The 25579-nt window shown below is 72.8% G+C and carries 19 protein-coding genes; 9 read left to right on the top strand and 10 right to left on the bottom strand.

Annotation, left to right across the window (positions count from 1 at the left end; all coding sequences use genetic code 11):
- The first annotated feature begins 7 nt into the window (after positions 1 to 7).
- From recC to recD, 3 genes are all read left to right on the top strand, one after another.
- On the top strand, positions 8 to 3337 hold the full coding sequence (gene recC, locus ACFVW6_RS33185; RefSeq protein ID WP_378830309.1) for an exodeoxyribonuclease V subunit gamma: 3330 nt from the start codon (positions 8 to 10) through the stop codon (positions 3335 to 3337).
- 8 nt (positions 3338 to 3345) lie between these two features.
- Positions 3346 to 6699 carry a UvrD-helicase domain-containing protein gene (locus ACFVW6_RS33180; RefSeq protein WP_378830524.1) on the top strand — a complete coding sequence of 1118 codons (3354 nt, stop codon included), beginning with the start codon at positions 3346 to 3348 and terminating at the stop codon, positions 6697 to 6699.
- 100 nt (positions 6700 to 6799) lie between these two features.
- On the top strand, positions 6800 to 8731 hold the full coding sequence (recD, locus tag ACFVW6_RS33175; protein ID WP_378830310.1) for an exodeoxyribonuclease V subunit alpha: 1932 nt from the start codon (positions 6800 to 6802) through the stop codon (positions 8729 to 8731).
- A 2-nt stretch (positions 8732 to 8733) separates the two neighbouring features.
- On the opposite strand, the gene ACFVW6_RS33170 is transcribed toward recD, so the two are convergent.
- From ACFVW6_RS33170 to ACFVW6_RS33160, 3 genes are all read right to left on the bottom strand, one after another.
- On the bottom strand, positions 8734 to 10968 hold the full coding sequence (locus ACFVW6_RS33170; RefSeq protein ID WP_378830312.1) for a DUF4153 domain-containing protein: 2235 nt from the start codon (positions 10966 to 10968) through the stop codon (positions 8734 to 8736).
- A gap of 72 nt (positions 10969 to 11040) precedes the next feature.
- Positions 11041 to 12084, bottom strand: coding sequence for an ATP-binding protein (locus ACFVW6_RS33165; protein WP_378830313.1), 1044 nt, complete (start codon positions 12082 to 12084; stop codon positions 11041 to 11043).
- Complete coding sequence (locus ACFVW6_RS33160) at positions 12081 to 12782, bottom strand: response regulator (protein WP_378830315.1); 702 nt, start codon at positions 12780 to 12782, stop codon at positions 12081 to 12083. Before ACFVW6_RS33160 ends, ACFVW6_RS33165 begins: the two co-directional genes overlap by 4 nt.
- Before the next feature lie 271 nt (positions 12783 to 13053).
- On the opposite strand from ACFVW6_RS33160, the gene ACFVW6_RS33155 reads away from it, so the two are divergent.
- Positions 13054 to 13971 (top strand): DMT family transporter, encoded by a 918-nt coding sequence (locus ACFVW6_RS33155; protein WP_378830316.1) that lies wholly within the window; start codon positions 13054 to 13056, stop codon positions 13969 to 13971.
- Between the two features lie 50 nt (positions 13972 to 14021).
- On the opposite strand, the gene ACFVW6_RS33150 is transcribed toward ACFVW6_RS33155, so the two are convergent.
- Complete coding sequence (locus tag ACFVW6_RS33150) at positions 14022 to 14702, bottom strand: TetR/AcrR family transcriptional regulator (RefSeq protein WP_355275705.1); 681 nt, start codon at positions 14700 to 14702, stop codon at positions 14022 to 14024.
- 144 nt (positions 14703 to 14846) lie between these two features.
- Here ACFVW6_RS33150 and ACFVW6_RS33145 point away from each other — a divergent pair, with 144 nt between their 5' ends.
- On the top strand, positions 14847 to 16421 hold the full coding sequence (locus tag ACFVW6_RS33145; protein WP_378830317.1) for a succinic semialdehyde dehydrogenase: 1575 nt from the start codon (positions 14847 to 14849) through the stop codon (positions 16419 to 16421).
- A gap of 34 nt (positions 16422 to 16455) precedes the next feature.
- A complete protein-coding gene (locus tag ACFVW6_RS33140) occupies positions 16456 to 17283 on the top strand; it encodes an SDR family oxidoreductase (RefSeq protein WP_355275702.1) in 828 nt (275 codons plus the stop codon).
- A gap of 117 nt (positions 17284 to 17400) precedes the next feature.
- On the opposite strand, the gene ACFVW6_RS33135 is transcribed toward ACFVW6_RS33140, so the two are convergent.
- Positions 17401 to 18204 (bottom strand): putative protein N(5)-glutamine methyltransferase, encoded by an 804-nt coding sequence (locus ACFVW6_RS33135; protein WP_378830319.1) that lies wholly within the window; start codon positions 18202 to 18204, stop codon positions 17401 to 17403.
- A gap of 46 nt (positions 18205 to 18250) precedes the next feature.
- Positions 18251 to 19123, bottom strand: a complete 873-nt coding sequence (locus tag ACFVW6_RS33130) for a YdcF family protein (RefSeq protein WP_378830320.1) — start codon at positions 19121 to 19123, stop codon at positions 18251 to 18253.
- Positions 19124 to 19292: 169 nt separating this feature from the next.
- Here ACFVW6_RS33130 and ACFVW6_RS33125 point away from each other — a divergent pair, with 169 nt between their 5' ends.
- Positions 19293 to 20144, top strand: a complete 852-nt coding sequence (locus ACFVW6_RS33125; RefSeq protein ID WP_355275697.1) for a bifunctional 5,10-methylenetetrahydrofolate dehydrogenase/5,10-methenyltetrahydrofolate cyclohydrolase — start codon at positions 19293 to 19295, stop codon at positions 20142 to 20144.
- 25 nt (positions 20145 to 20169) lie between these two features.
- Here the strand turns inward: ACFVW6_RS33125 and ACFVW6_RS33120 are convergent, their stop codons facing one another.
- The 3 genes from ACFVW6_RS33120 to ACFVW6_RS33110 form a co-directional block, all read right to left on the bottom strand.
- The gene (locus ACFVW6_RS33120) at positions 20170 to 20904 is read right to left on the bottom strand and encodes a hypothetical protein (RefSeq protein WP_378830322.1); all 735 of its coding nucleotides are present in this window, start codon (positions 20902 to 20904) and stop codon (positions 20170 to 20172) included.
- 459 nt (positions 20905 to 21363) lie between these two features.
- Positions 21364 to 22116, bottom strand: coding sequence for a L,D-transpeptidase family protein (locus ACFVW6_RS33115; RefSeq protein WP_378830323.1), 753 nt, complete (start codon positions 22114 to 22116; stop codon positions 21364 to 21366).
- Between the two features lie 160 nt (positions 22117 to 22276).
- Positions 22277 to 22714, bottom strand: a complete 438-nt coding sequence (locus ACFVW6_RS33110) for a winged helix-turn-helix transcriptional regulator (RefSeq protein WP_378830325.1) — start codon at positions 22712 to 22714, stop codon at positions 22277 to 22279.
- A gap of 66 nt (positions 22715 to 22780) precedes the next feature.
- Here ACFVW6_RS33110 and ACFVW6_RS33105 point away from each other — a divergent pair, with 66 nt between their 5' ends.
- Positions 22781 to 23671, top strand: a complete 891-nt coding sequence (locus ACFVW6_RS33105) for an NADP-dependent oxidoreductase (protein WP_378830326.1) — start codon at positions 22781 to 22783, stop codon at positions 23669 to 23671.
- Between the two features lies 1 nt (position 23672).
- On the opposite strand, the gene ACFVW6_RS33100 is transcribed toward ACFVW6_RS33105, so the two are convergent.
- Complete coding sequence (locus tag ACFVW6_RS33100) at positions 23673 to 24332, bottom strand: cyclodeaminase/cyclohydrolase family protein (RefSeq protein ID WP_355275687.1); 660 nt, start codon at positions 24330 to 24332, stop codon at positions 23673 to 23675.
- 150 nt (positions 24333 to 24482) lie between these two features.
- Between ACFVW6_RS33100 and ACFVW6_RS33095 the strand changes: the two genes are divergently transcribed.
- Positions 24483 to 25520: an LLM class F420-dependent oxidoreductase gene (locus tag ACFVW6_RS33095; protein WP_378830328.1), complete on the top strand. Its 1038-nt coding sequence runs from the start codon at positions 24483 to 24485 to the stop codon at positions 25518 to 25520.
- Positions 25521 to 25579 lie beyond the last annotated feature (59 nt).

The raw sequence follows: 25579 nt of genomic DNA, 5'->3' as shown, positions 1-25579 counted from the left end.
ACGACGGATGCCGTTGCACCTCCATCGCGCCGAACGCGCCGACGCGCTGGCCGACGGACTGGGGCGGGTGCTCGGTGACGCGCCGGCCGACCCGTTCACCACCGAGGTGGTCGCGGTCCCGGCGAAGGGGGTGGAGCGCTGGCTGGCGCAGCGGCTCTCCGGCGTGCTCGGCGTGGCGGGCGCCGGGGACGGCGTGGCCGCCAATATCGCCTTCCCCGCGCCGACGGCGCTGGTGGCGGAGGTGCTGTCCGCGGCGAGCGGGGTCGCGCCCGCCGACGATCCGTGGGTGGGGCAGCGACTGGTGTGGACCCTGCTCGGCGTGATCGACGAGGTCGCAGGCGAGCCGTGGGCGGCGGTGCTCGCCCGGCACCTCGGCCTGCCCGGCGCGGGGCATCGGGTGGGCAGGCGCTACGCCACGGCCGCGCACCTGGCCGCCCTGTTCGACTCCTACGCCGCGCAACGTCCGCAGCTGATCCTCGACTGGGCCGCGGGCATCGACACCGACGGCGCCGGTGGCCCGGTCCCCGACGACCTCACCTGGCAGCCGCGGCTGTGGCGGGCACTGCGCGCGGCCGTCGGCTCGCCGAGTCCGGCCGAACGGCTCGCCGCGGCGTGCGCAAGGCTGCGCGCCGACCCCGACACGGTCGACCTGCCCGCGCGGATCTCCGTGTTCGGCCTCACCCGGCTGCCCGCCGACCAGCTCGCGGTCCTCGTCGCCCTGGCCGAGCACCGCGACGTCCACCTCTGGCTGGCCCATCCGAGTCCCGCGATGTGGACGGCGCTGTCGGCGGGTGGCGCGGGCGCGCCGGTGCTACCGCGCGCGGCCGACGACACGGCCGATCTCGTCCAGCACCCGCTCCTGTCGGGCCTGGCCAGGGACGTCCGGGAACTCCAACAGCGGCTGAACCCGGTGCTGCACAGCACGATCCACCTCCCCGGCGAATCCGCCGACGCCACCCTGCTCGGCACCGTGCAAGCCGCGATCCGCGCCGACCGAGTCCCCGCTGGGGGCGCGACGGCGGACGGCACCGTCGAGATCCACGCCTGCCACGGCCCCGCCCGCCAGGTCGAGGTGCTGCGCGATCTGCTGCTCACCGCCTTCGCCGCCGACCCGGAGCTGCAACCGCGCGACGTGCTGATCATGTGCCCGGACGTGGAGGCCTACGCGCCGCTGGTCCGGGCCGCTTTCGGTCATCGCGGCACCGGCGCCGTCGACCTGCCCGTCGAGGGCGAGCACCCGGCTCACCAGCTGCGGGTGCGCCTCGCCGACCGCGGCCGGGCGGTCACCAATCCGATGCTCGCGGTGGTCATCGAGCTGCTCGACCTCGCCGACGGTCGCGTCACGGTGACGCAGGTGCTGGACCTGGCGGCGAGCGAGACCGTCCGCAGGCGCTGTGGTTTCGACGACGACGACATCGAGCGGCTGCGCGAGTGGGCCGCCGAGTCCGGCGCCCGGTGGGGGATCGGGCAGCGCCAGCGCGAGGCGTTCGGCCTGGCCGACTTCGCGCAGAACACCCTCAACGCCGCGGTCGACCGGATCCTGCTCGGCGTCACCGCCGACGAGTCCGGCGACGACTGGCTGGACCTGGCCCTGCCACTCGACGACGTCGACTCCAACGACGTCGACCTGGCGGGTCGCTTCGCCGAGTTCGTCGACCGGCTCGCCGTCTGCCTGCGCGATCTGCGCGGCCCCCGGCCTGCCGCCGAGTGGACGACGGTGCTGCTGCGCGCGGTCGACCTGCTCACCGACGTGCCCGACGCGCACTCCTGGATCCGCACCGAGGCGCGCCGCGAGATCGTCGCCGCCACCGAGCACGCGGGCGAGACGCCGCTGCGCCTGGCCGATGTCGCGGTGCTGCTGACCGGTCGCCTGGCGGGTGGGCCCGGCCGGGCGAACTTCCGCACCGGTGAGCTCACGGTGTGCACGCTGGTCCCGATGCGGTCGGTGCCGCACCGGGTGGTGATCCTGCTCGGCCTCGACGACGACGTCTTCCCGCGCCCCGGCACCGTCGACGGTGACGACCTGCTGGCCCGCGACCCACTCGTCGGCGAACGCGATGCCCGCAGCGAGGACCGTCAGCTACTGCTCGACGCGATCATGGCGGCGGGCGAGCGGCTGCTCATCCTGCACACCGGCGCCGATCCGGTGACCGGCGCCGCGCGCCCGCCCGCGGTGCCGGTGGCCGAGCTGCTCGACGTCCTCGCCGCGCACGTCGGTCCGGACGCGCTGGACGCGGTGCACATCCGCCATCCCCTGCAAGCCTTCGATCGCCGCAATTTCGCCCCCGAGCGGCCGCGCAGTTTCGACACCGTCGCGCTGGCGGGTGCCCGCGCCGCCGCCCGGCCCGCGCGGCCGCGTCCGCCGCTGCTGACCGAGCCGCTGCCGCCGGTCCCGCAGGCCGATGTGGCGCTGGCGGAGCTGATCGCGTTCGCCGAGCATCCGGTGCGCGCGTTCCTGTGGCAGCGGCTCGGGCTGCGGGTGCCCGAGGAAGCCGAGGACATCGCCGAGCAGCTGCCCATCGAACTCGACGGCCTGGCGAAATGGGATCTGGGCGAGCGGATGCTGTCGGCCCGGCTCACCGGCGCCGACCCCGCCGGCCTGCGCGCGGCCGAGTGGCGGCGTGGCACGCTGCCGCCCTTCGCGTTCGGCGGCGCGGTCCTCGACGAGGTGGAGGGCACCGTCGACACCCTCGTGCGCACCGCCCAGCCCGACTACGAGGCGAGCCCGCGCGCGGTCGACATCGCCATCGACCTCGGCAACGGCCGTACCCTGGCAGGCACCGTGCCCGAGGTCCGCGGCGAGACCCTGGTGCGCACCACCTACTCCCGGCTGGCGCCGAAACATCGCCTGGCCGCGTGGGTTTCGCTGCTCGCGCTGGCCGCGACCGAGGACCGGTCGTGGCGCGCGATCAGCACCGGCCGCGGTCAGTTCCGCAGCAGGCCGGTCGCCCGGTCGGTGATCGTGGCGCCCGAGGCCCCCGCCGCGCTGGCGGTCCTGCGCGACCTGGTCCGGCTGCGCGACGAGGGGCTGTGTGAACCGCTCCCGGTCGCGCCCGCCGCCACCGCCGCCTACGCCGAACGCCGTTTCCGGGGCGACGGTGTGGCCGACGCCCTGCTCGCCGCCGAGCACGCCTTCGACGGCGGCCCCAACGGACCCGACAAGTTCGGCGACCACACCGACCGCTACCTGCGCTATGTGTGGGGCCGCGCGCCGCGCTTCGACCGCTTCGCCGCCGCCCCCGCCCGGGCGGGCGAGCCCGAGAGCACGCGGTTCGGCGCGATCGCGCGTCGCTGGTGGGCGCCGCTGCTGGCGGCCGAGAGTCAGGGGCAACCGTGACGGGAACGATGTCGGCGCCCGCCGCCTTCGACGCGGCCGGGCCGTTGCCGGTGGGCACCACGGTGCTCGAAGCGAGCGCGGGGACCGGGAAGACACACGCCATCGTCGGTCTCGCGGTGCGCTACGTCGCCGAGGCGGGCGTCGGTATCACCGAGCTGCTGCTGGTGACCTTCAGCCGCGCCGCCACCCAGGAACTGCGGGAACGCACCAGGGACCGTTTCGTGACGGTCGCGGCCGCGCTCGCCGATCCGGGCGTCGCGCGCGCCCACCCCGACGAGCTGGTGCGCGGGCTGGCCGACACCGATCCCGCGACGCTGCGGCTGCGCAGGCACCGATTGCTCACCGCCCTGGCCGATTTCGACGCGGGCACCATCGCCACCACCCACTCGTTCTGCCAGCGGATGCTCGACGAGCTGGGGCTGGCGGGCGAACACGATCCGGGCGCGCGGCTGGTGGAATCGGTCGACGACCTGGTCGCCACCGTCGCCGACGACCTCTACCTGGCCCGCTACGCCCGCGACCGCGCGCCGTTCACGCTGCGCGAGGCGCACACCCTCGCGCTGGCCGCCGTGCACGACCGCCACGCCGAGCTCGCGCCGCGCACCGACGGTGCCGCGGGCGAGCGGGTGGCCTTCGCGACGGCGGTGCGCGCGGAGACCGAGCGCCGCAAACGCCGTGCGGGACTGCGTGATTTCGACGATCTGCTGGTGCTGCTGCACGAGGTGCTCGCCGATCCGGAGCACGGGCCACGGGCCTGCGCGCGGATCCGGCAGCGGTACCGGGTGGCGCTGGTCGACGAGTTCCAGGACACCGACCCGCTGCAATGGGACATCCTGCGCCTGGCCTTCCACGAACACGCCACCCTGGTCCTGGTCGGCGACCCGAAGCAGGCCATCTACGCCTTCCGCGGCGCGGAGGTGCTCAGCTACCTGGACGCGGTCGCGCTGGCCGAACGGCGCAGCGAACTGACCCGCAACTGGCGCAGCGACGCCGGACTGCTGCGCGCGCTCGACCACCTGTGCGGCGGTGCGGAACTCGGGCACCCGGAGATCAGCGTCTACCCCGTGACACCGACCCGCCCGGCGACCCGCCTGCACGGTGACCCGGCGGTGATCACCCCGCTGCGGCTGCGGGTGCTGCCGCGCACCGGCGCCGGCCCACGCAACCGGTCGGGGTTCCCCTCGGTCGGCAGGCAGCGGGCGAAGGTGGCAGACGACCTGGCCGCCGACATCGTCACCCTGCTCGAGTCCGGTGCCACCATCGAGGCCAAACCGGAACGGGGCGTGGATCATTCGCTCACCGAGGTCGGCGACGGCCGGGTGCGCAGGCCGATCGGGCCCGGTGACATCGCGGTGCTGGTGCGTACCCGGACCCAGATCGATGTGGTGCGGGCCGCGCTGGACCGGGTCGGGGTCGCGTCTGTGCTGGCCGGTGGCACCAGCGTTTTCGCCACCGTGGCCGCCACCGACTGGCTGTGGGTGCTGCGCGCGCTGGAGCAACCGCATCGCGGCGACCGGGTCCGGCTGGCCGCCTGCACGCCGATCCTGGGCGTCACCGTGGCCGAGATCGACGCGGGCGGAGCCGATCTCGTCGGCCGGGTGTCCACCCAGCTGCGGGAGGCCGCGCGGCTGTTCGCCCGCGCGGGATTCGCGGCCGTCTTCGACAAGCTCGCCACCGAGACCGATCTCGCGCCGCGGCTGCTCGCGGTGGAGAACGGCGAACGCGAACTCACCGATCTGCGCCACCTCGCGCAACTGCTCGACGAGGTGGCCCTCGCCGAAGGGCTCGGGCTGACCGCGCTGACCCGCTGGCTGGCCGATCGGGTCCGGGATCCGGAGGCGGGCAGCGTCAGCGGCCGCAGCAGACGGCTCGACCGGGACGCCGCCGCCGTGCAGATCGCCACCGTGCACGCCAGCAAGGGGCTCGAATTCCCGCTCGTGTACCTGCCTTTCGCGTGGGACAGCGCCAAGAACCCGTATCCGGCGACGCTGCTGTTCCACGACGACAACGGCACCAGGGTGCTCGACATCGGCGGCAAGGAGGCGCCCGGCTACGGCGAGCGCCAATTGCGCTGCGAGGCCGAGGAATCGGGGGAGGAGCTGCGGCTGCTCTACGTCGCGCTGACCCGGGCCATGTGCCAGGTGGTCGCCTGGTGGGCGCCCGCCGTCACCACCGCGGCCGCGCCGCTGCACCGGATGATCCTGGGGCGGCGCCCGGGTTCGGCCCAGGTGCCGCGCCGCGCCGACATCCCGGCGGATACCGCGGCGGTGCAACGCCTCACTGAGTGGGCGGCGCCCGCGGCCGAGGTGATCTCGGTGACCGCGGTGAACCGGCCCGACGATGTCGAGCCGCGCCGGGTCAGGACCGAGCTGCCGAGCGGTGAGCTGGCCGTCGCGGGATTCACCCGGGTCCTCGATCAGCAGTGGCGGCGGACCTCGTATTCCGCGCTCACCGCGGGCGCGCACGATCTCGCGGGGGTCGGCGAGGAGGAACCCGAGGACGGGCCGGGACCCGACGACGAACCGGCTGAGGCGCCACTCGACGCCCCCGCCGGCGGCACCGGTGCGCCGTCGCTGATGAACGCGCTGCCCTACGGCGCCGAGTTCGGCACCCTGGTGCACGGCATCCTGGAAGCCGTCGACACCTCGGCGCCGGATCTCGCCGCCGAGGTCGCCGCCCGCTGCGTGGAGGCGGTCGAGCACACCATGGCGGAACTGGATGTCGAGCTGCTGGCCACCGCCCTGCTCGAAGTCCTGCGCACCCCCGCCGATTTCGGTTCCCTCGCCGCCGTCTCGACCCGGGATCGCCTGTGCGAACTGGAATTCGAACTGCCACTCGGTGGGGGCGACACCCCGGGCGCGCGATCGGCGGGGATGCACGGCATCGCTGACCTGCTGCGGCTCCACCTGCCCGGAGACGATGTGCTGGCCGGGTACGCCGACCATCTGTCCGCGCTGCCCGACACGGTGCTGCGCGGCTACCTCACCGGCAGCATCGACGCCGTGCTGCGCGTACCCGACGGCACGGGCGGGCACCGCTATCTGATCGTCGACTACAAGACGAACCGGCTCGGCACCGGTGATCTCACCGTCGAGCACTACCGGCGCGAGCACATGGTCACGGAGATGATCCGCTCGCACTACCCGCTCCAGGCCCTGCTGTACGCGGTGGCGCTGCACCGCTACCTGCGCTGGCGGCTGCCCGGCTACGACCCGGCCCGGCATCTCGGTGGCGCGCGGTATCTGTTCGTGCGCGGCATGATCGGTGCCGCCACTCCGGCGGGCCACGGTGTGTTCGACTGGCAGCCGCCCGCGGAACTGGTTGTCGCGCTGTCGGATCTGCTCGCGGGAGAACCACGATGAGGGCTCGCGGGCGGTGCCCGCGTCGTCCGGTCGCTGTGTCGCCTGCTCGGCGACGGGCGACGCCACCCGTGGACCGGGTGTGCTCGGGGGAGGTCGGTCGATGACGTCGATTCAGGTGGCGCAGCGGGGCACCGGGTTGCTGCGGGTGTTCAATGAAGCCGGGGTGCTGTCCGCCGCGGATGTGCATGTCGCGGTGCGGCTGGGGCGGATGGGCCGGGAGGACAGCGAGGACGTGCTGTTCGCGGCGGCGCTGGCCGTGCGCGCGGTGCGGTCGGGCTCGGTGTGCCTGGAACTGGCCCGCATGCGCGAGATCGGTATCGACGCCGACGAAAGCCGGGACACCGCAGCGGGAATCGATCCGGCGACGCTGCCCTGGCCCGACACCGATCGGGTGCTCGCCGCGCTGCGCCGCAGTCCGCTCATCCGCGGTGGGCAGGCCGGACCGCTGCGCCCGTTGCGCCTGGTCGAAGCCGACGCCGAGGGCGGTGCGCTGCTCTACCTCGACCGGTACTACCAGCAGGAACAGACGCTGCGGCGGGTACTCACCGAACGCAGCGCCGACCACCCGGAGATCGACTCCGTCCTCGTACGCGCCGAACTGGACCGCCTGTTCGCCGACCCCCTCGGCGCCGGGCCCGACCGGCAGCGACTGGCCGCCGCGCTCGCCGCCACCCACTGGACCACGGTCGTCGCTGGCGGCCCCGGCACCGGCAAGACCCACACCATCGCCCGCATCCTCGCGCTGCTCACCGCCCACCGCCGCGCCACCCCGAAACTCCCCGCCCTGCGGATCGCGCTCGCCGCGCCGACCGGCAAGGCCGCCGCGCGCCTACAGGAAGCGGTGCGCGAACAAGCCGCCGAACTGGGACTTCCCGAACTGACCGCCGCCACCCTGCACCGCCTCCTCGGCTGGCAGCGCGGCCGCACCACGCGATTCCGCCACCACGAACACAATCGGCTGCCCTACGACGTGGTCGTCGTCGACGAGACGTCGATGGTCTCCCTGACGATGATGAGCCACCTGTTCTCGGCCCTGCGCACCGACACCCGCCTCGTCCTGGTCGGCGACCCGGATCAGCTCGCCTCCGTCGATGCCGGTGCGGTGCTGGCGGATTTGGTCGCGGGGCCGATCAGCGGTGCGCCGAACCCCGCCCTGTCGGAGCTGCTGCGATCCGATTCGGCTCCCGGGGGAGAGGATGCGGCGGAGGTCGCCGATCATGCTGGGGCGCAACCGGATCCGGAGTCGCTGAGCGCGCTGGAACAGCGCCGTCTGCGGGGCGGCATCGTGCGGTTGACGCGCGGTCGGCGCTTCGGCGGCCGGATCGCCGACCTGGCCGTCGCGGTGCGCGCGGGGGACGCGGATGCCGCGCTGGCCATCCTGCGGGCGGGCGGCGCGGACGTGTCGCTGTGCGCGCCCGACGAGACCGCGGCGGTGCGGGCCGACGTGACCAGCGCGGCACTGGCCGTCACCGCGGCCGCGAACACCGGCGACGCGGTGGGCGCGCTGACCGCACTGGAATCGCATCGGCTGCTCTGCGCGCATCGGCAGGGGCCGTTCGGGGTGGAGCGGTGGGACCGGATGGCCGCCGAGTGGGCCGCGGCCGGGGGTGCGGGACCCGAAGGGCCGCAGGCGGTCTGGTATCCCGGGCAGCCGCTGCTGGTCACCGCGAACGACCACGAGGCCCGCATCTACAACGGTGACACCGGCGTCATCGTCCGGCGGCCCGACGGATCGCTGCGCGCCGCGCTGCAACGCGGCAGCGAGCCCTATCTCGTCCATCCGACCCAGTTCCCGGCCGTGGTCACGGTGTTCGCGATGACGATCCACCGCAGTCAGGGCAGCCAGTACGACACCGTCTCGGTCGTCCTGCCCGAACCGGAATCCACGCTGCTCACCAGGGAACTGCTCTACACCGCGATCACCCGCGCCCGCACCCATGTGCGCATCATCGGCACCGAGGAATCCATTCGCGCAGCCATCGGACGACGGGTGCTCCGGGCCAGCGGACTGTCCCGGAGCACCCAGCCGTAGCGTCAGCGCGCCGAGCTGCGGGACAGGTTCCACGACCACCAGTGGTCGTCGTCGAGATCGGCGCGGATCGGGTCCTCGATGTCGGCACGCAGCCCGGCGGGCAGCTGGGTCAGCGCGGGCAGGATGTCCGGGGACAGGGTGCTCAGGTACTCGGAGTCGAGCCGCTTTCCGTCTTCCCAGCGGGCGATATTGCGTTCGGCGACGAACTGTTCCGGGTCGAGCACGGCGAGCGCGATGAGGGTGGCCAATGCGGTGCCGACCGCCGCGCGCGGCACCCAGCGCCAGCGCAACCGGGCGATCGCGACCAGCACGAGCACGTAGACCAGGCCGACCCACAGCTCACACACCTCCACCAGCAGGCGCAGCACCGTGAAGCCGTAGGCCTGCTGATAGGTCCACATCCGGGCGAGCGCCGAGCCGACGATCACCAGCGCCAGCACGCTCACCGCGCTCAGCAGGATCCGCAGCCAGCGCCGGTCGGCGGCCGTCTCCTGCGACGCCCAGTGCAGGACCGCCAGGATCACCGCCAGGGTCAGGATGCTCACCGCCGAGAGCTGCCAGAAGCCGCTGCGCGCGTACTCGGCGTAGGTGAGACCGGCGGTGCGCTGCACGTAGTCGTCACCACCGAACAGGGCGACGAACTGGGCACCGAGGAACGCGGCGAACAGCACGGTCAGCGCGCCGACCGGCAGCACCCATTCACTGCGCGACCACAACCGGATCGGGCGCGTCTCGGTGCCCGCCGCGAGCGGTCCGGCGAGCAGGTACAGCCCGCCGAGCGCGCCCATCCCGATCACCGCGAACAGCAGGATCCACTGCCACGCGGTGGCCGCGTCGATCGACGGCACCAGCCCGCTGAGCAATTCGGCGAAGGTCGCGTCCGCGCCGCCGAGCAGCGGCACGAACACCACCAGCAGCGCGGCCGTCACCGCGACCGACGCACCGTAGCGCCGCAGACTCGACAGCTCCGCCGGCCGCGTGTCCCGCAACCCCGAGAACGCCCACGGCACCGCCTCGAACGAGGCCAGCGGCACCGCCACCATGTCGTGCGCGATTCCACGACCGGTCCTGCGCCCCAGCACCGCCAGCGAGCCCGCGACACCCGCCGCCAGCACACACAGCACGAACAGCCACCCCGCCGCCCGGAACGTCCCGACCCCGAGCAGCACGAGCGCCGCGGCGGTCCACCACAGCCGATGCCGGGCGACCACGGGTTCGAACGCCGAAGCGGTCCCGGCCGGCGCCACCGTCGCGGCGATCGGGGCCGCACGGGACGCTTCCGGGGGACCCGCCGGGGGCTTGGTCGCGCCGACCGGCTCCGAGGAGCTCGCGCTCGGCGGTGTCGGCGTACTCGACGACGGCTCACCCGCCACCCGCCCGGCCGCTACCGCGGAATCGACGCTCGCGGTCGGGGTCGCATCGGATGGGTCCGGGTGGTCTGTCGCGGTCGAGGTCGCACCGGATAGCTCCGGGTGACCTGTCGGGATCGGCTTCGTGCCAGCCGGCTCAGAGCCGGCCGGGGTCGGCGGCGTGCCGGTGCGGCCCGAGGTCGGCGCTCCCGGTGTGGTCTCGATGGCCGACCGACCGATCGCTGCCGGGGCGGCGGAAGTGTCACCCGGTGCGGGGGTGTCCTGTGACGGAGTGGGATCGGCCGGGGCCGACTTCGAGACCGTGGGTGCGGTCTCCGCGTTCGCAGTGACCGGATCGCTCGGGGAATCCGCCATGGAGGCAGGCGAATTCGGTGCAGTGTCCGGTGCGGCAGTGCGGGCCGGTGCGGCGGCCGCATCGTTCGGTGTCGCGGCACCGGGGATCGGGCTCGGCGCGGTCGAGGTGTGGGTGCGGGCTCGGTGGTCGACGATGCCCAGCGCGCCGGCGATGACGCCACCGGCGAGGAGCCAGCCGAGGCCGGGGCGGTCGAGGGGAATGACTGTCGCGCCGACGATTCCGGCGACGGCGGCGGCGGGCAGGACGCCGGCCGGGCGGGCGACGTGGAACCGGCGCCGGTGGACCGGTGGCGGGGGCGGTGGCAGCGCGGGAGCCTTCGGCATCGGCGGCAGGACGGCCGCCGACTGCCAGCCCGCGGTCCACGGCGGCGGGTCGCCCTTCGGTGGCGCCGAGGCGCCGGGCGCGGGTTCGGTCTTCGTCGCCGTGGCGCCGGGCGCGGGTCCGGTCTTTGTCGCCGTGGCGCCGGTCGCGGGCTGGTCCGGTGTTCGCGGGGTGGCGGATTCGTCGGTCATGTCCCCTCCGATGGGTGTGCGGGATCGTCCCGGGACGTGGCGTCCGGGATGGTGGGTCGGGATGTGGTCGGGTCAGTCCGTGGGCAGGACGACGCGGATACGGGAGCCGGGGTCGGCGACGGCGATGGTGCCGCCGTGCAGGTCGATCACCCAGCGGGCGATGGCCAGGCCGAGGCCGGTGCCGCCGCCGTCGGTGCGCCCGCCGCGGGTGAAACGGTCGAAGACGGTGGCGCGGTCGGCTTCCGGGATGCCGGGACCGTCGTCCTGGATCTCGAGCACGGTCGCGCCGGGCACGGCCAGCGCGGACACGCGGACCTCGCCGCCCGCGGGCCCGTGCCTTGCCGCGTTGTCGAGCAGGTTGAACAGCACCTGGTGCAGGCGGGCCCGGTCGGCGCGCACGGTCGCCTCGGCGGGCGCGATCGAGGTGGTGAAGCGGACACCGCGGCCGAGCGCGGCCGTCATCACCTCGGCCTCGGCGATCACCTCCGCCAGCAGCGGTGCCAGCGGCAGGTTCTCGCGATCGAGGGTGAACGCGCCCGCCTCGATGCTGGACAGGTCGAGCAGCTCGGAGACGAGCAGGCCGAGGCGTTCGGTCTGGGCCAGCGCGGTCCGCAGCGTCGCCGGATCGGGTTCGCTGACCCCGTCGACGATGTTCTCCAGCACCGCGTGCAAGGCCGTCACCGGCGTGCGCAGTTCGTGCGAGACATTGGCGATGAGGTCGCGCCGCTGGCGATCGGCCGCGGCCAGGTCGGCCGCCATCTGATTGAACGCGGTCGCGAGCTGACCCACCTCGTCGCGGGAACTGGCCCTGACCCGGAAGCTGTAGTCGCCGTGCGCCATCCGCCGCGCGGCCGCGGTCATCTCGCGCAGCGGACGGGTGATGCCGTGCGCGAGGAACTGCGAGGTGACCAGCGCGATGATCATGGCGGTGAGCGTGGTGAACGTCGGCAGCCAGCCGATCCGCAACCAGAAGTAGGCGAACGCGACCGCGCCCGAACACACCATGAGCACGGCCAGCTTCATCTTGATCGAGCGCAGCGGATCCAGCGGCCGGGGCATCCGGTCGGCCACCCGGTCGAGGAAGGTGCGCGGGGCGTCCGCGGACAGCTCGCTCATCGCGCGTCCAGGGCGTAGCCGACACCGTGCACGGTGCGGATCAGATCGGCGCCGAGCTTGCGGCGCAGGGCCTTGATGTGGCTGTCGACCGCGCGGGTGCCCGAGGCGTCCGACCAGTCCCAGATGTCCTCGAGCAGTCGCTCCCTGGCCAGGACCGCGCGGGGGCGCTGGGCGAGGCGGGCCAGCAGGTCGAATTCCAGCGGGGTCAGCTTGGCCTCGGTCGCGCCCCGCCAGACCCGCCGCTCGGCGAGGTCGATCCGCAGATCGCCGACGACGATGGCGCTCTCGCCGCGCTCGGCGGCCCGGTCGACCCGCCGCAGCAGGGCGTGCACGCGGGCGGCCAGCACCCGCATCGAGAACGGCTTGGTCAGGTAGTCGTCGGCGCCGACCCCGAGGCCGACGAGCTGGTCGGTCTCGTCGGTGCGGGCGGTGAGCATGAGCACCGGGACGTGCCGGTCGGCCTGGATGCGCCGGCACACCTCGAGCCCGTCGAAACCGGGCAGCATCACATCGAGCACCACCAGGTCCGGTTCCCCCGCGGCGGCCGCGGCCACCGCGCCCGGACCGTCGTGGGCCACCTCCACGGTGAAGCCCTCCGCGCGTAATCGCGCCGCGACCGACTCGGCGATCGTCACCTCGTCGTCCACGACGAGGATGCGCCGCGCGGGCGCTCCGGTCCCGCCCCCACTGATGTCCATGGACAGACCCTAGCGAGCGGGTGTGGAGGGTTCCGTCGTCAAATGTGGAGATTCTGTGTGCAGCGCGCCGGGTACGATGACCACGTGCACCAGCGTTTCCGCTCCACGCCGCCGCCCGCCTCCTGAGCGAGGTGCCCCGAGGGCGCGTGCCACCCGCCGGGTAGGCGCGGCGCCGTTCACCGCTCGGGCGTCGATGGCGTGTGCCCGCACGGCCGCTGTTCGCACCTCGTTTCCGCGACCTCATCCCTCTGTCGCAGGAGCGAATTCCCTGATGTCTGTTTCCTCTTCCGTGTCCGCGCCCGCCCGGCGTGGATTGGTCCCGCTCGTCGCCGCCGGTGTGCTGTGGGGTACCGGCGGCCTGCTCGGATCCCTCGTCCAGCAGCGCACCGGCCTCGCCCCGATCGCGGTCGCCACCTATCGGCTCGGTGTCGGCGGCGCGATCCTGGTGGTCGTCTCGCTGCTCGGGTGCCGCGGCATCCCGCGGGGGCGGGCGGCCTTGCGGCGGATCGGCGCCGTCGGCGCGCTGGCCGCGACATTCCAGGCCTGCTATTTCGCCGCGATCGCCGCGTCCTCGGTCGTCCTGGCGACCCTGGTCACCATCGGCGCGGCCCCCGTCGTCGTCGCGCTGGCCGACCACGTGACCGGCCGTCGTCGGCTCGACCGCGGGCGCGGCGCGATTCTCGCGCTGGCGATCGCCGGCCTGACGATCCTGGCCGGCGTTCCGGCCGAGGGCGCGTCGGGCCTGGTCGCTGGCGTCGCGCTGGCTTTGGTCGCCGCCACCGCCTTCGCCGCGGTCACCCTCGTCACCGCCCACCCCGTCCCCGGTCTCGACGCGGTGACCGCGACCGGCTACGGATTCCTCGGCGGCGCGGCGCTTCTCGCCGTCCCGGCCGCGACGACCGGCCTCGCCGTCACCCCGACCCCGGCGAACCTGCTGGCCGTCACCGTCCTCGGTCTGGCACCCACCGCCGTCGCCTACGCCCTGTTCTTCCACGGCCTGCCCGCCGCGGGAGCCGCCACCGCCGCGGTCCTCACCCTGCTCGAGCCCCTGACCGCCACCTTGCTCGCCGTCGTCCTCCTCGGCGAACGACTCACACCTGTCGCCTGGACCGGCGCGGCCCTGCTCGCGTTCGCGCTGGTTCTGACGGCTACCACCGCCGAGCGCGAGCAATCGGCTTCCGCCGGATAGGCCAGGGCCGAGGGCAGGTCGGTCGGGGCGCGAGGCCCCCGAGACGAGCCTCAGGGCTCGGGGAACAGGCCGGGCAGTTCCATGGCGTAGGCGAGGTCGTCGCGGGTGCCGAGGGTGACCAGCAGGACGCGGATCATCGTGATCCGCGCTTCGGAATCCAGCACCGGATCGGGGTCGCTGCCGGGCTCGGTGCCCATCGTGAGGCGATAGACGACGTATTCGCACACGTGCAGCGCCGTGTCCATGTCCAGGGGCGTGGGCACCGGGCGGCCCAGCTCGACGAAGGTCTTGCGGACCAGGGCGCGGATGTCGTCGAGGGCGCGTTCGCGGTAGGCCGACACCAGGGAGGCGGGGTCGTGCAGCTCGGCGAAGAGCGGACGCAGCATCGGGCCGTGACCGCGCGCCCAGTCGATGAAGGCGTCGATCAGCCGGATGCCCAGCTGGACCGGCTCGTCGGTGCCCGACAGCGCGTCGCGGATCGCGCCGACCAGGCCGTCGTTGGAGGCGGTGAGGACCACGTGCAGCGGCTCGGCGGCATTGCCGAAGTAGCGGTAGAAGGTCGGCCTGGCCAGCCCGGCCTGCTCGATGATCTGGGCGACGCTGAGCCCGCGCGACCCGTTGCGGGCGAACACGGCGGCCGTCGCCTCGACGATCCGGGCGCGAACCTCGTCGGCCTGCTCCCGGGTCTGCGGTGGACGCCCACGGCGCACCGTGGCGGAATCACCGGACATCGCACCTCCTCACAACCGCGAGACGTCCACGGAAAGCTTGACACGGCACCGGCTCGAACCATTAATCTAACACTAGTGTTCAGCAAATAGCCGAACCTGCGCGATCGCTCCGCGCGACCCATCTGTTGAGGAGAAGGGCCGACAATGACGACAGCCCCCGAGCTGACCGCCGAACCAACCGCGCTGCCGACCGCGCTGGTCAAGCCCCTGTTCGACCGTGGTGTCGCGGGTGGCGCGCCGTCGGTGCCGATCTTCGCTCCCGCCACCGGACACAAGATCGGTGACCTGCCGCAGTCCTCGATCGAGGACATCGACCGCGCCTTCGCCGTGGCCCGCCACGCGCAGCGCGACTGGGCCAAGGTGCCGGTCAAGCAGCGGGTGGAGATCCTGCGCCGCTTCCACGACATCGTCCTGGCCGAGCAGGACACCATTCTCGACATCGTGCAGACCGAGACCGGCAAGTCCCGCCCGCACGCCTTCGACGAGGTCGGCGATGTCGCGCTGAACTCGCGCTACTACGCCGCCGTCGCGCCCAAGCTGCTCGCCGACCGCAAGCCGCGCGGCGTGCTGCCGGTGCTCACCTCGGTCGAGGTGCGCAACCGGCCCAAGGGCGTCGTCGCGGTGATCTCGCCGTGGAACTACCCGCTCGCGCTGTCGGCCTCCGACGCCCTGCCCGCCCTGGTCGCGGGCAACGCCGTGATCGCCCGGCCGGACAACCAGACCGCGCTGTCGGCGCTGTGGGCCATCGACGCCGCCGAGCGCGCGGGCCTGCCGCGCGGGCTGTGGCAGGCGGTCCTCGGCCGTGGCCGCGAGATCGGTGGCGACGTGATCGCCCGCGCCGACTACGTCGACTACACCGGTTCCAGCGCCACCGGCCGCACCATCGCCCAGCAGGCCGGTGAGCGCCTGATCGGCTACTCGCTCGAGCTCGGCGGCAAGAACCCGCTGCTCGTGCTCGCCGACGCCGACGTCTCCAAGGCGGCCAAGCTGGCCGTGCGCGCCTGCTTCTCCTCGGCGGGCCAGCTGTGCGAGTCGATGGAGCGCATCTACGTCGACGCCGCGGTCTACGACCAGTTCGTCGCCGAGTTCGTCGGCAACGTCAAGAACATGTCCCTCGGCGGCGAGCTCGACTACAGCCGCGACATGGGCTCGCTGACCTTCCAGCGTCAGCTCGACACCGTCACCGCGCACGTCGACGACGCCGTCGCCAAGGGCGCCAAGGTGCTCGCCGGTGGCCGCGCCCGTCCCGACCTGGGTCCGTACTTCTACGAGCCCACCGTGCTCGCCGATGTGGCGCCCGGCATGACGGTCTACCGCGAGGAGACCTTCGGTCCGGTCGTGTCGGTGTACAAGGTCGACTCCGACGAGGACGCGATCGAGGCCGCCAACGACACCGCCTACGGCCTCAACGCCAGCGTGTGGAGCAAGGACGCCGAGCGCGGCAAGGCCGTCGCGGCCCGGATCAACGCCGGCTCGGTGAACGTCAACGAAGGTTTCATCGCGGCCTGGGGCAGCGTCGACGCGCCGTCCGGTGGTCTCGGCATCTCCGGTCAGGGCCGTCGCCACGGTCCCGAGGGACTGCTGAAGTACGTCGACACCCAGACCATCGCGGTCCAGCGGGTGCTGCCGATCGCGCCGCTGCCGGGCATGTCCGAGCAGATGTGGGCCAAGACCATGACGCTGGTCTTCGGCGTCATGAAGACACTTCGCCAGAAGTGACGCGTACGGAAAACGAAGCAGGGGTAGGCATTTCATGAAACTCGATTCGGTCGCGGGCAAGCGGGTGCTGGTCACCGGCGCCGCCATGGGCCTGGGCAGGCTGTTCGCCGAGACGGCGGTCCGCGAGGGCGCCGACGCGGTCGTGCTGTGGGACGTCAACGAGCTGACGCTGCGCGAGACCGCGGCGCAGCTGACCGCCCTGGGCGGCAAGGTGCACCAGCACGTCGTCGACGTGTCCTCGCAGGATTCGATCCGCGAGGCCGCCGAGGCGGTGCGCAAGGAGATCGGCGGGATCGACATCCTGGTCAACAACGCCGGGATCGTGCGGGGCAACACCTACTTCTGGGAAACCGAGAACCGCGCCGACATCGACAAGACCATGGCGATCAACTCGCTGGCCCCGATGTATGTCACCCTCGAGTTCCTGCCGGGCATGGTCGCCGGTGCCGGTCAGGCGCGCATCCTCAACATCGCGTCCTCGGCCGGTCTGGTGGCCAACCCGCGCATGGCCGTCTACGCGGCGTCGAAGTGGGCGGCGCTGGGCTGGTCGGACTCGGTGCGCCTGGAACTCGAGCAGGCGGGCCACGACCACGTGAAGGTCACCACGGTCTGCCCGACCTACATCAACACCGGCATGTTCGACGGCGCCAAGGGCATCCTGTTCACGCCGATGCTCGAGCAGAACGACGTCGTCGAGACCTCGTGGCGGGAGATGAAGAACGGTGGCGCGCTGGTGGTGCTGCCGTGGACCTCGCGGATGAACCGCGCGCTCACCGGCCTGCTGCCGATCAAGGTGCGCGACTTCTACCTCAACGCCGTCGGCGTGTACCACTCGATGGATCAGTTCACCGGCCGCAAGTAGCCGCTGGACCGCGATGCCCCCGTCCGACGCGAGTGTCGGCCGGGGGCATCGCCGTTCCGGTGCGCGGTGCGCGTCATTGCATCGACTGCAGATACCGCGCGGTGCCGGGGTGCGCCGTCAGGCCGCGCGGGTGCCGAGAACGACTGTGGCGTAGTACTCCTCGGAGTGCTCGACGCGCGGGGTGAGACCGTGCGCGGCCAGCATCGCGCACGCGGTATCGACCTGTCCCGTCGAGGTTTCCACCAGCACGGTGCCGCCCGGCGCGAGCCAGCTCGCCGCGCCCTCGGCGACCCGGCGGAAGACGTCGAGCCCGTCCGCCCCGCCGTCCAGGGCGACGAGCGGTTCGTGCTCGCGGGCCTCCGGCGGCATGTCCGCGACCCGTTCGGTCGGCACGTACGGCGTGTTCGCCAGCAGTACGTCGACGCGTCCCCGCAGATCGGCGGGTAGCGCGTCGAACAGATCCCCGCCGAACACCGGCGCGCTCAGCGGCGCGAGATTCTCCCTGGCGCACGCCACCGCCACCGGGTCGATGTCGGCGGCGACGAGCTCGACCTCGCAGCCGCGCGCGGTGAGCTCGGTGGCAGCCGAGAGCCCGAGCGCCCCACAGCCGCAGCACAGATCGACCACGCACGCCCGCGTCGCCCCCGGCGCCACGCCTGCCACCGCCCGCTCGACCAGGAACGCGGTGCGCTGGCGTGGCACGAAGACCCCCGGCCGCACGCCGACCCGCAGGCCGCGGAATGCCACCCAGCCCAGCAGGTATTCGAGCGGTGTCCCCGCGACCCGCCGCGCCACGAGATCGTCGAGGCGGCGGGTGTCACCGTCGGCGGCCTCGAGCAGCAGCGCGGCCTCGTCCTCGGCGAACACGCAGCCCGCCGAGCGCAGCACGACGACGATGTCGTCGAGGGGGGAAACAGTCATGCAGCGATTGTCGCGTGCCCGACAACCGGTTTCTCGCGCCCCCGGATCAGCGCGCGCTGTCGAGCTCGAACGTGCGGGTCGCGTCCAGGTAGATCCCGCGCTGTGCGGCCCGCGCCGGCGGCGGCAGCTGCGAGACGAGCTGTTCGAGCGAGGTCATCGCGCCGACGACATTGGTGCCCGCTACCAGGAAGTCGGCGACCGCCCGGCGGATGTGGTTCGGCGAGGTCACCACCACGGCGCTGGTCGCGCCGAGGTCGCGCAGCAGGCGGGTGCTGAACAGCGCGTTCTGCACCGTGGACCCGGCCCGGTCCTCGACGTGGATCCGCTCGTTCGGCAGGCCGCGGCCCACCAGCCAGCGGCGCATCGCCTCCGCCTCGGAGATCCCGTTCTGCGGATTGCCGCCGGTGACGACCACCGGTGAGAACGGCGCGGCGACGGCCTGCAGCCAGGCCGCGGTGAGCCGGTTCTCCAGCTCGGGCCGCAGCGCGCCGTCGGGCAGCAGGCCGTAGCCGAGCACGACGATGCCGGTCTGCGGGCCGACCAGCGCGGGCAGCGGATTCGGCAGCGTCGCGGCCGCCGCGCCCACCGCGCGCAGCACGTTGCCGGTGCCCGCCGCCATGCCACCGTCGATCGCGCCGAGGCGGGCCATCGCCTCGCCGACCGCGGCGTGGTCACCGGCGTAGTGCGACCAGATCGCCTGCAGGGCCAGCGCCTCGACGTCGTTCGGGTCGGCGGCGATGAGCGCGCGCAGGTCGGCGCGGCCCGCGTTGTCGTCACCGTCGGTGAAATGCCGCTGCGCGGAGTTGTAGAGCGCGGTCACGTCGGCCTCGGCGCCGGCCGGGGGAACGGCGGCGCTCGTGATCGCGGCGGCCGCGGCGACGGCGGCAGCCAGCTGTTTCCAATGCCTCGAGATCTTCACGACAGTCGACACCCTTCCCGCGAACGGTTCGGCACGTGCTGGCAGAGCTGTGGCAGAGCTGCGGACACCCTACGGCCGGGTGCGGCGCCCGCCACGGATCCCGACGATGTTCCGCGCGTCGCCGCCCGGTGGTCGGGGTCGCGGGTAGCGGCGGATAAGCTGATGCACCGTGGATACCGCTTCGCTGACCGGCAAGGAACTCGCCGCCGCCATCAACGCCGACACGAAGGAGCGCGCCGCCGCGCTCACCGCCGCGGGCACCGCGCCGACGTTGGCGCTGATCGTGGCCAACGACGACCCGGCCAGCGCCTGGTACGTGAACTCCCTGCGCAAGGCCGCCGAGCGCCTCGGGATCGCCTGCGAGCGCATCGATCTCGGTGCCGACGCGAGCGCGGAGACGATCCGCGCCGAGCTGGCCGCGCGCAGCGCCGACCCGGCCACCGACGCGATCATGCTGCAGACCCCGCTGCCGGCCGGAGTCAGCCTCGACGACGTGAGCTCCTCGATCGCCGCGAGCAAGGACGTCGACGGCGTCAGCCCGCTGTCGCTGGGCCTGCTCGCCTCCGGCCTGGACGGTTTCGTCCCCGCGACCTCCGAGGCCGTGGTCGAGCTGCTGAAGCATCACGGCATCGCGCTGCAGGGCCGCGTGGTGACCGTCGTCGGCCGGTCCAACATCGTCGGCAAGCCGCTGGCGCAGCTGCTGCTGGCCGAGAACGCCACCGTCACCGTCGCGCACTCGCGCACCGCCGACCTGGCCGCGGTCACCACCCCCGCCGACATCGTGGTCGCCGCCGCGGGCCGGATCGGGCTGGTCACCGGCAAGCACATCGGCGACGGCGCCGTGGTGATCGACGTGGGCACCAACGAATCCGCCGACGGCGGCATCGTCGGCGACGTCGACGCGGCCACGGTCGACGGCAAGGCGGCGGGGCTGAGCCCGGTCCCCGGTGGCGTCGGCCCGGTGACCACCGCGCTGCTGATGCGCCACGTGGTCGTGGCGGCCGAGAAGGCCCGCGCCTGACCGGCTTTCGCGTCCTCGATCGGGTCTAGCGGACCGGCCCGATCGAGGTGATCAGGTACTTGGTGCCGATCTTGGCGGTGCCGACCAGCTGCGGGTTGTAGATGATCGGCACCGCGTCCGGCCGGAATTCGGTGATCACCACGAAGTACTGGCCCGCGAATGCCGCCGGCGTGATGCTCAGGCAGTGCGTGGTGCCCACCGGGATCGTGTCGATACCCGCCTGGATGTCGGCGCCGGAGGGGAGTGCGGCGTCGCCGGACACCAGGGTCCGCGCCTGATCACCGGACCGCGCGACGTAGTACGCGTGCTGGAACGCCAGGATCGCCGCGACGCCGCTGTCGGTGCCGCCCGGACCGTTGCCCTGGATCTTGCTGCCGACGAGCTCGGCGGGGCAGGTCCCGGCGACCGGGACCGCACCGGCGGGCGCGGGCTCGATGGGACTGCTGGCCGCCGCGGATTCCGGGACGGGACCGCGCAACTGGAGATAGCCGCCGCCGATCAGCACCGCACCGGCCACCGAGGCCGCGAGCGGTCCGACCCAGCGCGGCACGCGCTTGCGCCGGGATCGATCGATCATCCGCGCGAACACCTCGTCGTCGCCGCCGTAGTCGGGCGTCGGGCGCGGTGGGAGCGAAACCGGTGCGACGGTGACCCATTCGGGCTGGGCGTCGATGCCGTCGGGAGCCGGGATGTCGGGGGTGATGATCGGCAGCCGGTCGGTCGCCGGGCCGTTGTCGGGCTCCGGCGGGGTGAACGGCACGTCCGGAAGGGCATGGCGCGCACCAGGATCGAACGGTCCGCCGACGATGGGTAGCCGGTCGGTGGCGTAGCTGTCGGTCGGTACGACGCGCCCGGACGACCGGTCGGGTGCGGCGTGCGCGGCCGACAGCGAGATGACTGGGATACCGGCCGGTGTCGTCGGCCCGCCCTCGACGCGATGCCGGGCTCCGCTGCGGGGCTGTGGATCCGCGTCCTCGGTCAGCCGGCGGGGGCGCGGCGCACTCGGATCGCGATGGGGCCGCCACCGCGGGGGCGGGGTGAACGGATCACCAGCCGACCCCGGGTCGTGCTGCCGAGCCCCGGTCGGTCTGTGTGCATCCGGTCGATCCATCGCCCCACCTTCATCAGGCTGTCGCCGTCAGGTTCGTCTCGCAACGATTTCGTTACGGGCACGATACTGCGCTGACGGTGGGAACGCCGAATGCCACGAGGGAATTACTCACCAGTGAATGTAGACCGGGTCACCGATGCCGACGTTTTCGTAGTACCAGGCCGCGTCGTCGGGGGAGAGGTTGATGCAGCCGTGGCTGACATTGGCGTACCCCTGCGAGTCCACCGACCACGGCGCCGAGTGCACGAACACGCCACCCCAGGTGAGGCGTTCGGCCCATTCGCCGTCGATGATGTAGCCCTCGGGGTCGTCGAGCGGGATGCCGATGGTGCGCGAGTCGAACACCACCGAGCGGAACTTCTCCAGCACCGTGAAGTTGCCGGTGGGCGTTTCGAAGCCGGGCTTGCCCATGGACGCGGGCATGTTCCGGACGACCTGCCCGCCGATGCTGACGGTGAACGTGTGCGCCGAGAGATTCGCCTCGGCGTAGACGCCGCCGTTGGTCTGGAACTCGGTGCGCTGGTCGCCGAACCGGACCGAGATCGGTGAGTTCGTCGGCAGATGCGTACTCGGTGTCCATTGCAGGTGGGTGCTGTCCACCCAGCTGAACGTGCCGGGCAGCGCGTCGGTGGCGCGGATCGCGGCGGCGCGTTCGGCGCCGGCCCGGTCGGTGACCGGGGCCGCGAAGGTGAACGTGACCGGCGCGGCGACGCCGACTACCTGTCCGTTCGCCGGGGAGATCGCGGTGACCGTCGCGGTCGGAGATCCTCCGATCAGGGCCGCGGACGCGGCTCCGGACCAGAACGCGGCGAGCAGTGCCGCCATGGTCGCGACGAACAGGAAACGAAGTGCGCTCTTCATAAACGCCACCCCTTCGGTCACTCGTAGGCGGATTCCAAGTCTAGGCCGCCATGATCAACTAGACCTATCGAAGTGGTAACGGCCGACGGGCCTGCCGGAGTGTCGGCTTGTGTTCGCGCAGGTGAGCACCCCTTGGAATCGATCCCACATCGATACCGGTTCAGTGGACAGTGCCGAGGCGCGGCAGCGGCGCGGGCTCGATCGTCTGGGCGGCGTCGAATTCGGCTCTGGCGGCGGTGATCTCGTGCTGGTGCTCGACCACCCAGGTGCCCATGGCGTGACTGATCCGGCCCAGGTCGGCCCCGAGCGCGGTGATCGTGTACTCGACCCGGGGCGGCACCGTCGGGTAGACCGCGCGCCGCACGAGACCGTCGCGTTCCAGGTCGCGCAGGGTTTTGGTGAGCATCTTCTGGGTGATGCCGTCGAGACGTCGGCGCAGCTCGTTGAACCGCACCGGGCCGTCCGCCGCGCGCAGGGTGCCCAGCACCAGCAGCACCCATTTGTCGGCCAGGACGGCCAGCAATTGCCGTGCCGGGCAGTCGCGCAGGAACGCCTCGACCGAGCTCGCGTGGTCGTCGGCCGCCCGGGTGGTATCCATGAGGTACCACGGTATCTGAAAGGTGCCTACTACCGTGGAGATACCACTCGGCGCAGACTTGCCCGCATGTGGCAGATGACGCAGCGCAGCTTCGGTGGACCGGACGTATTCGAACGGGTGGAGGTGCCGCGCCCCGCGCCGGGGCCGGGGGAGGTCCTGGTCCGGCTGGTGGCCACGAGCGTGAACGCCGCGGACTGGAAGCTGCGCGGCGGCCTGATCCGCGCACTCGGGGAGCCGCCGCTGGTGCTCGGCCTCGACGTCGCCGGTGTCGTCGTCGAGCGTGGCGACGACGCGACGCGATTCGCGCCGGGAGACACCGTGTTCGGCATGGTGTTCGGCGGGGCGAACGCCGAATACGTGGTGGCGCACCAGGATCGGCTGGCGGCGGTGCCGTCCTCGCTCGATCCGGTGCGCGCGGCGGCCCTGCCGGTCGCCGGGCTCACCGCCTGGCAGGCGCTGGCCTCGGTGCGGCCGGGGGAGCGGGTTCTGGTGCACGCGGCCGCCGGTGGCGTCGGGCATCTGGCCGTGCAGCTCGCCGCGCGCCGCGGTGCGCGGGTCGTTGGCACCGCGCGGGCCGCCAATCACGAGTACCTGCGCGAACTCGGCGTCGACGAGCCGATCGATTACCGCACGACGGATTTCACCACCGCGACCCGGGCCATCGATCTGGTGCTCGATCTGGTCGGGGGCGACACCACCGACCGGTCACTGCGCGTGCTCGGCGCCGGCGGCCGGGTGATCGCGGCGGAAGGTCCGCGGACGCACCGGGATTCGCGGGTCAGCCGGTTCCATGTCGACCCGACGACGGCCGCGCTGACCGAGCTGGCCGCCGCCGTCGACCGGGCCGAGCTCGACGTGCGCATCGCGACGATCCTGCCGCTCACCGAACTCGCCGCCGCGCATCGGCTCGGCGAGGCCGGTGGAGTCCGCGGCAAGATCGTGCTCACCGCGGCCTGAGTCAGCCGCGCACGGCGTGCAGCACGTCGGCGTGCAGGGCGTCGGCGCGCGCGGCGATCGTGTCGACGCGCAGCAGCGCCGCGGCGAAGCCGTCGCCAAGGGCGGCGGGCAGCGAGCCGACATTGATCTCGATGTTGAGCTGCGAGCTCATCGCCGCGGCGCGGGCCGCGTCGGCGGCGGCGCCGATGTCGGTGACCACATTGGGGTTGCCGATCGGCAGCAGTTCGGCGGCCAGCGAGAGGATCTCGTCGGCCTCGTCGACCACGGCGGCGGGCACCCGGGCCGCCTCCACCAACGCGGCATTGATCGCCTCGGTGCGGGCGGCGACCTCGGCGTCGGTGTCCTTGGGCAGCTTGTAGGCGGCGCCGACCGCGGTGAAGGCGGCGGCGTCGGCGTCGGCCAGCGCCAGCGACCTGGCGCGCGCGGCGTCGGCGGCCTCGATGATCCGCTCGACGATCGGCTGGTGCACGGCGTCCTTGGCCCGGGTGGTGTAGCGCGCGACCATCGCGACCAGCGCCGCGGCCTGGGCGGCGTGCAGCGCGGCGACGGCGCCGCCACCCGGCGCGGGGACCTTCGCGCCCAGCTCCGACAGATAGTGCTCCAGGGTCACCGCACCGAAGGAGGGGGCGAGCTGCTGCGGCGAGGCGGTGGGCTGCGACACGACGAGGTGGCCTTTCGATGCGGCGAGAACTGCGTGGGAATCGTTGTCAACGCTACCGGGTGCCCGCCCGCCTACCCCGCCCGACCAGCACCTGCGACGACAGACCGACCGGTCGGGGTGGCCGGGGACGGCGGGGCTATGTTGGGTGGCATGCGGATCGGATTGAGCATCAACTACTCGGGCGGGTTCAAGGAGGTCGCGGCCGAGGTCGCCGACCTGGAGCGCGCCGGACTCGACATCGTCTTCGTGCCGGAGGCGTACTCGTTCGACGCGGTCAGCGCCCTGGGTTTCCTGGCGGCCCGCACCGAGCGCGTGCAGCTGGCCTCGGGCATCCTGCAGCTCTACACCCGGACCCCCAGCCTCACCGCGATGACCGCGGCCGGCCTGGACTTCGTCTCCGACGGCCGCTTCATCCTGGGCATCGGCGCGTCCGGCCCGCAGGTCATCGAGGGCTTCCACGGTGTGCCCTACGACGCCCCCATCGGCCGCACCCGCGAACTCGTCGAGATCTGCCGTCAGGTCTGGCGCCGCGAGAAGCTCAACTACCAGGGCAAGTACTACCAGATCCCGCTGTCCGCCGACCGCGGCACCGGCCTGGGCAAAGAGCTCAAGCTGATCAATCGTCCGGTGCGCGAGCGCATTCCGGTGCTGCTGGCCGCGCTGGGCCCGAAGAACGTGGAGCTGGCCGCCGAGGTCGCCGAGGGCTGGCAGCCGATCTTCTTCCTGCCGGAGAAGGCGCAGGACGTCTGGGGCGACGCGCTGGCCGCGGGCAAGGCCAAGCGCGACCCGGCGCTGGGCGACCTGGAGATCTTCGCGGGTCCGCCGCTGGCGATCGGGGAGAACGTCACCCCGCTGCTGGAATTCATCAAGCCGCACCTGGCGCTCTACATCGGCGGCATGGGCGCCAAGGGCAAGAACTTCTATCACACGCTGGCCACCAAGTACGGCTACGGCGCCGCCGCCGACCGCATCCAGGAGCTGTACCTGGCCGGCGACAAGCAGGCCGCCGCGCAGGCCGTGCCGGACGACCTCGTCCGCGACGTGTCGCTGATCGGCCCGGAGAGCTTCGTCAAGGAGCGCATCGCGGCCATGGCGGCGGCGGGTGTCACCACGCTCAATGTCACGCCGCTGGCCGAGGACGCGGCGGGCCGGATCAAGCTGATCGAGCAGCTGCGCGGCCTCTGCTGACCGCGGAGACGACGAAACGCGCCGCCGCCCGGAGGCTGTCTCTTATACACATCTCCGAG

The sequence above is a fragment of the Nocardia sp. NPDC058244 genome (assembly GCF_042882065.1).
Taxonomy (GTDB): Bacteria; Actinomycetota; Actinomycetes; order Mycobacteriales; family Mycobacteriaceae; genus Nocardia.
Note: the sequence above shows the minus strand (reverse complement) of the source record. Positions and strands in the feature narration are given on the sequence as shown.

Excerpts from the sequence above, each read along its gene's own strand:
- recC (WP_378830309.1), top strand. The coding sequence starts at position 8 with ATGCCGTTGCACCTCCATCGCGCCGAACGCGCCGACGCGCTGGCCGAC.
- ACFVW6_RS33180 (WP_378830524.1), top strand. The coding sequence starts at position 3,346 with ATGTCGGCGCCCGCCGCCTTCGACGCGGCCGGGCCGTTGCCGGTGGGC.
- recD (WP_378830310.1), top strand. The coding sequence starts at position 6,800 with ATGACGTCGATTCAGGTGGCGCAGCGGGGCACCGGGTTGCTGCGGGTG.
- ACFVW6_RS33170 (WP_378830312.1), bottom strand. The coding sequence starts at position 10,968 with ATGACCGACGAATCCGCCACCCCGCGAACACCGGACCAGCCCGCGACC.
- ACFVW6_RS33165 (WP_378830313.1), bottom strand. The coding sequence starts at position 12,084 with ATGAGCGAGCTGTCCGCGGACGCCCCGCGCACCTTCCTCGACCGGGTG.
- ACFVW6_RS33160 (WP_378830315.1), bottom strand. The coding sequence starts at position 12,782 with ATGGACATCAGTGGGGGCGGGACCGGAGCGCCCGCGCGGCGCATCCTC.
- ACFVW6_RS33155 (WP_378830316.1), top strand. The coding sequence starts at position 13,054 with ATGTCTGTTTCCTCTTCCGTGTCCGCGCCCGCCCGGCGTGGATTGGTC.
- ACFVW6_RS33150 (WP_355275705.1), bottom strand. The coding sequence starts at position 14,702 with ATGTCCGGTGATTCCGCCACGGTGCGCCGTGGGCGTCCACCGCAGACC.
- ACFVW6_RS33145 (WP_378830317.1), top strand. The coding sequence starts at position 14,847 with ATGACGACAGCCCCCGAGCTGACCGCCGAACCAACCGCGCTGCCGACC.
- ACFVW6_RS33140 (WP_355275702.1), top strand. The coding sequence starts at position 16,456 with ATGAAACTCGATTCGGTCGCGGGCAAGCGGGTGCTGGTCACCGGCGCC.
- ACFVW6_RS33135 (WP_378830319.1), bottom strand. The coding sequence starts at position 18,204 with ATGACTGTTTCCCCCCTCGACGACATCGTCGTCGTGCTGCGCTCGGCG.
- ACFVW6_RS33115 (WP_378830323.1), bottom strand. The coding sequence starts at position 22,116 with ATGAAGAGCGCACTTCGTTTCCTGTTCGTCGCGACCATGGCGGCACTG.
- ACFVW6_RS33110 (WP_378830325.1), bottom strand. The coding sequence starts at position 22,714 with ATGGATACCACCCGGGCGGCCGACGACCACGCGAGCTCGGTCGAGGCG.
- ACFVW6_RS33105 (WP_378830326.1), top strand. The coding sequence starts at position 22,781 with ATGTGGCAGATGACGCAGCGCAGCTTCGGTGGACCGGACGTATTCGAA.
- ACFVW6_RS33095 (WP_378830328.1), top strand. The coding sequence starts at position 24,483 with ATGCGGATCGGATTGAGCATCAACTACTCGGGCGGGTTCAAGGAGGTC.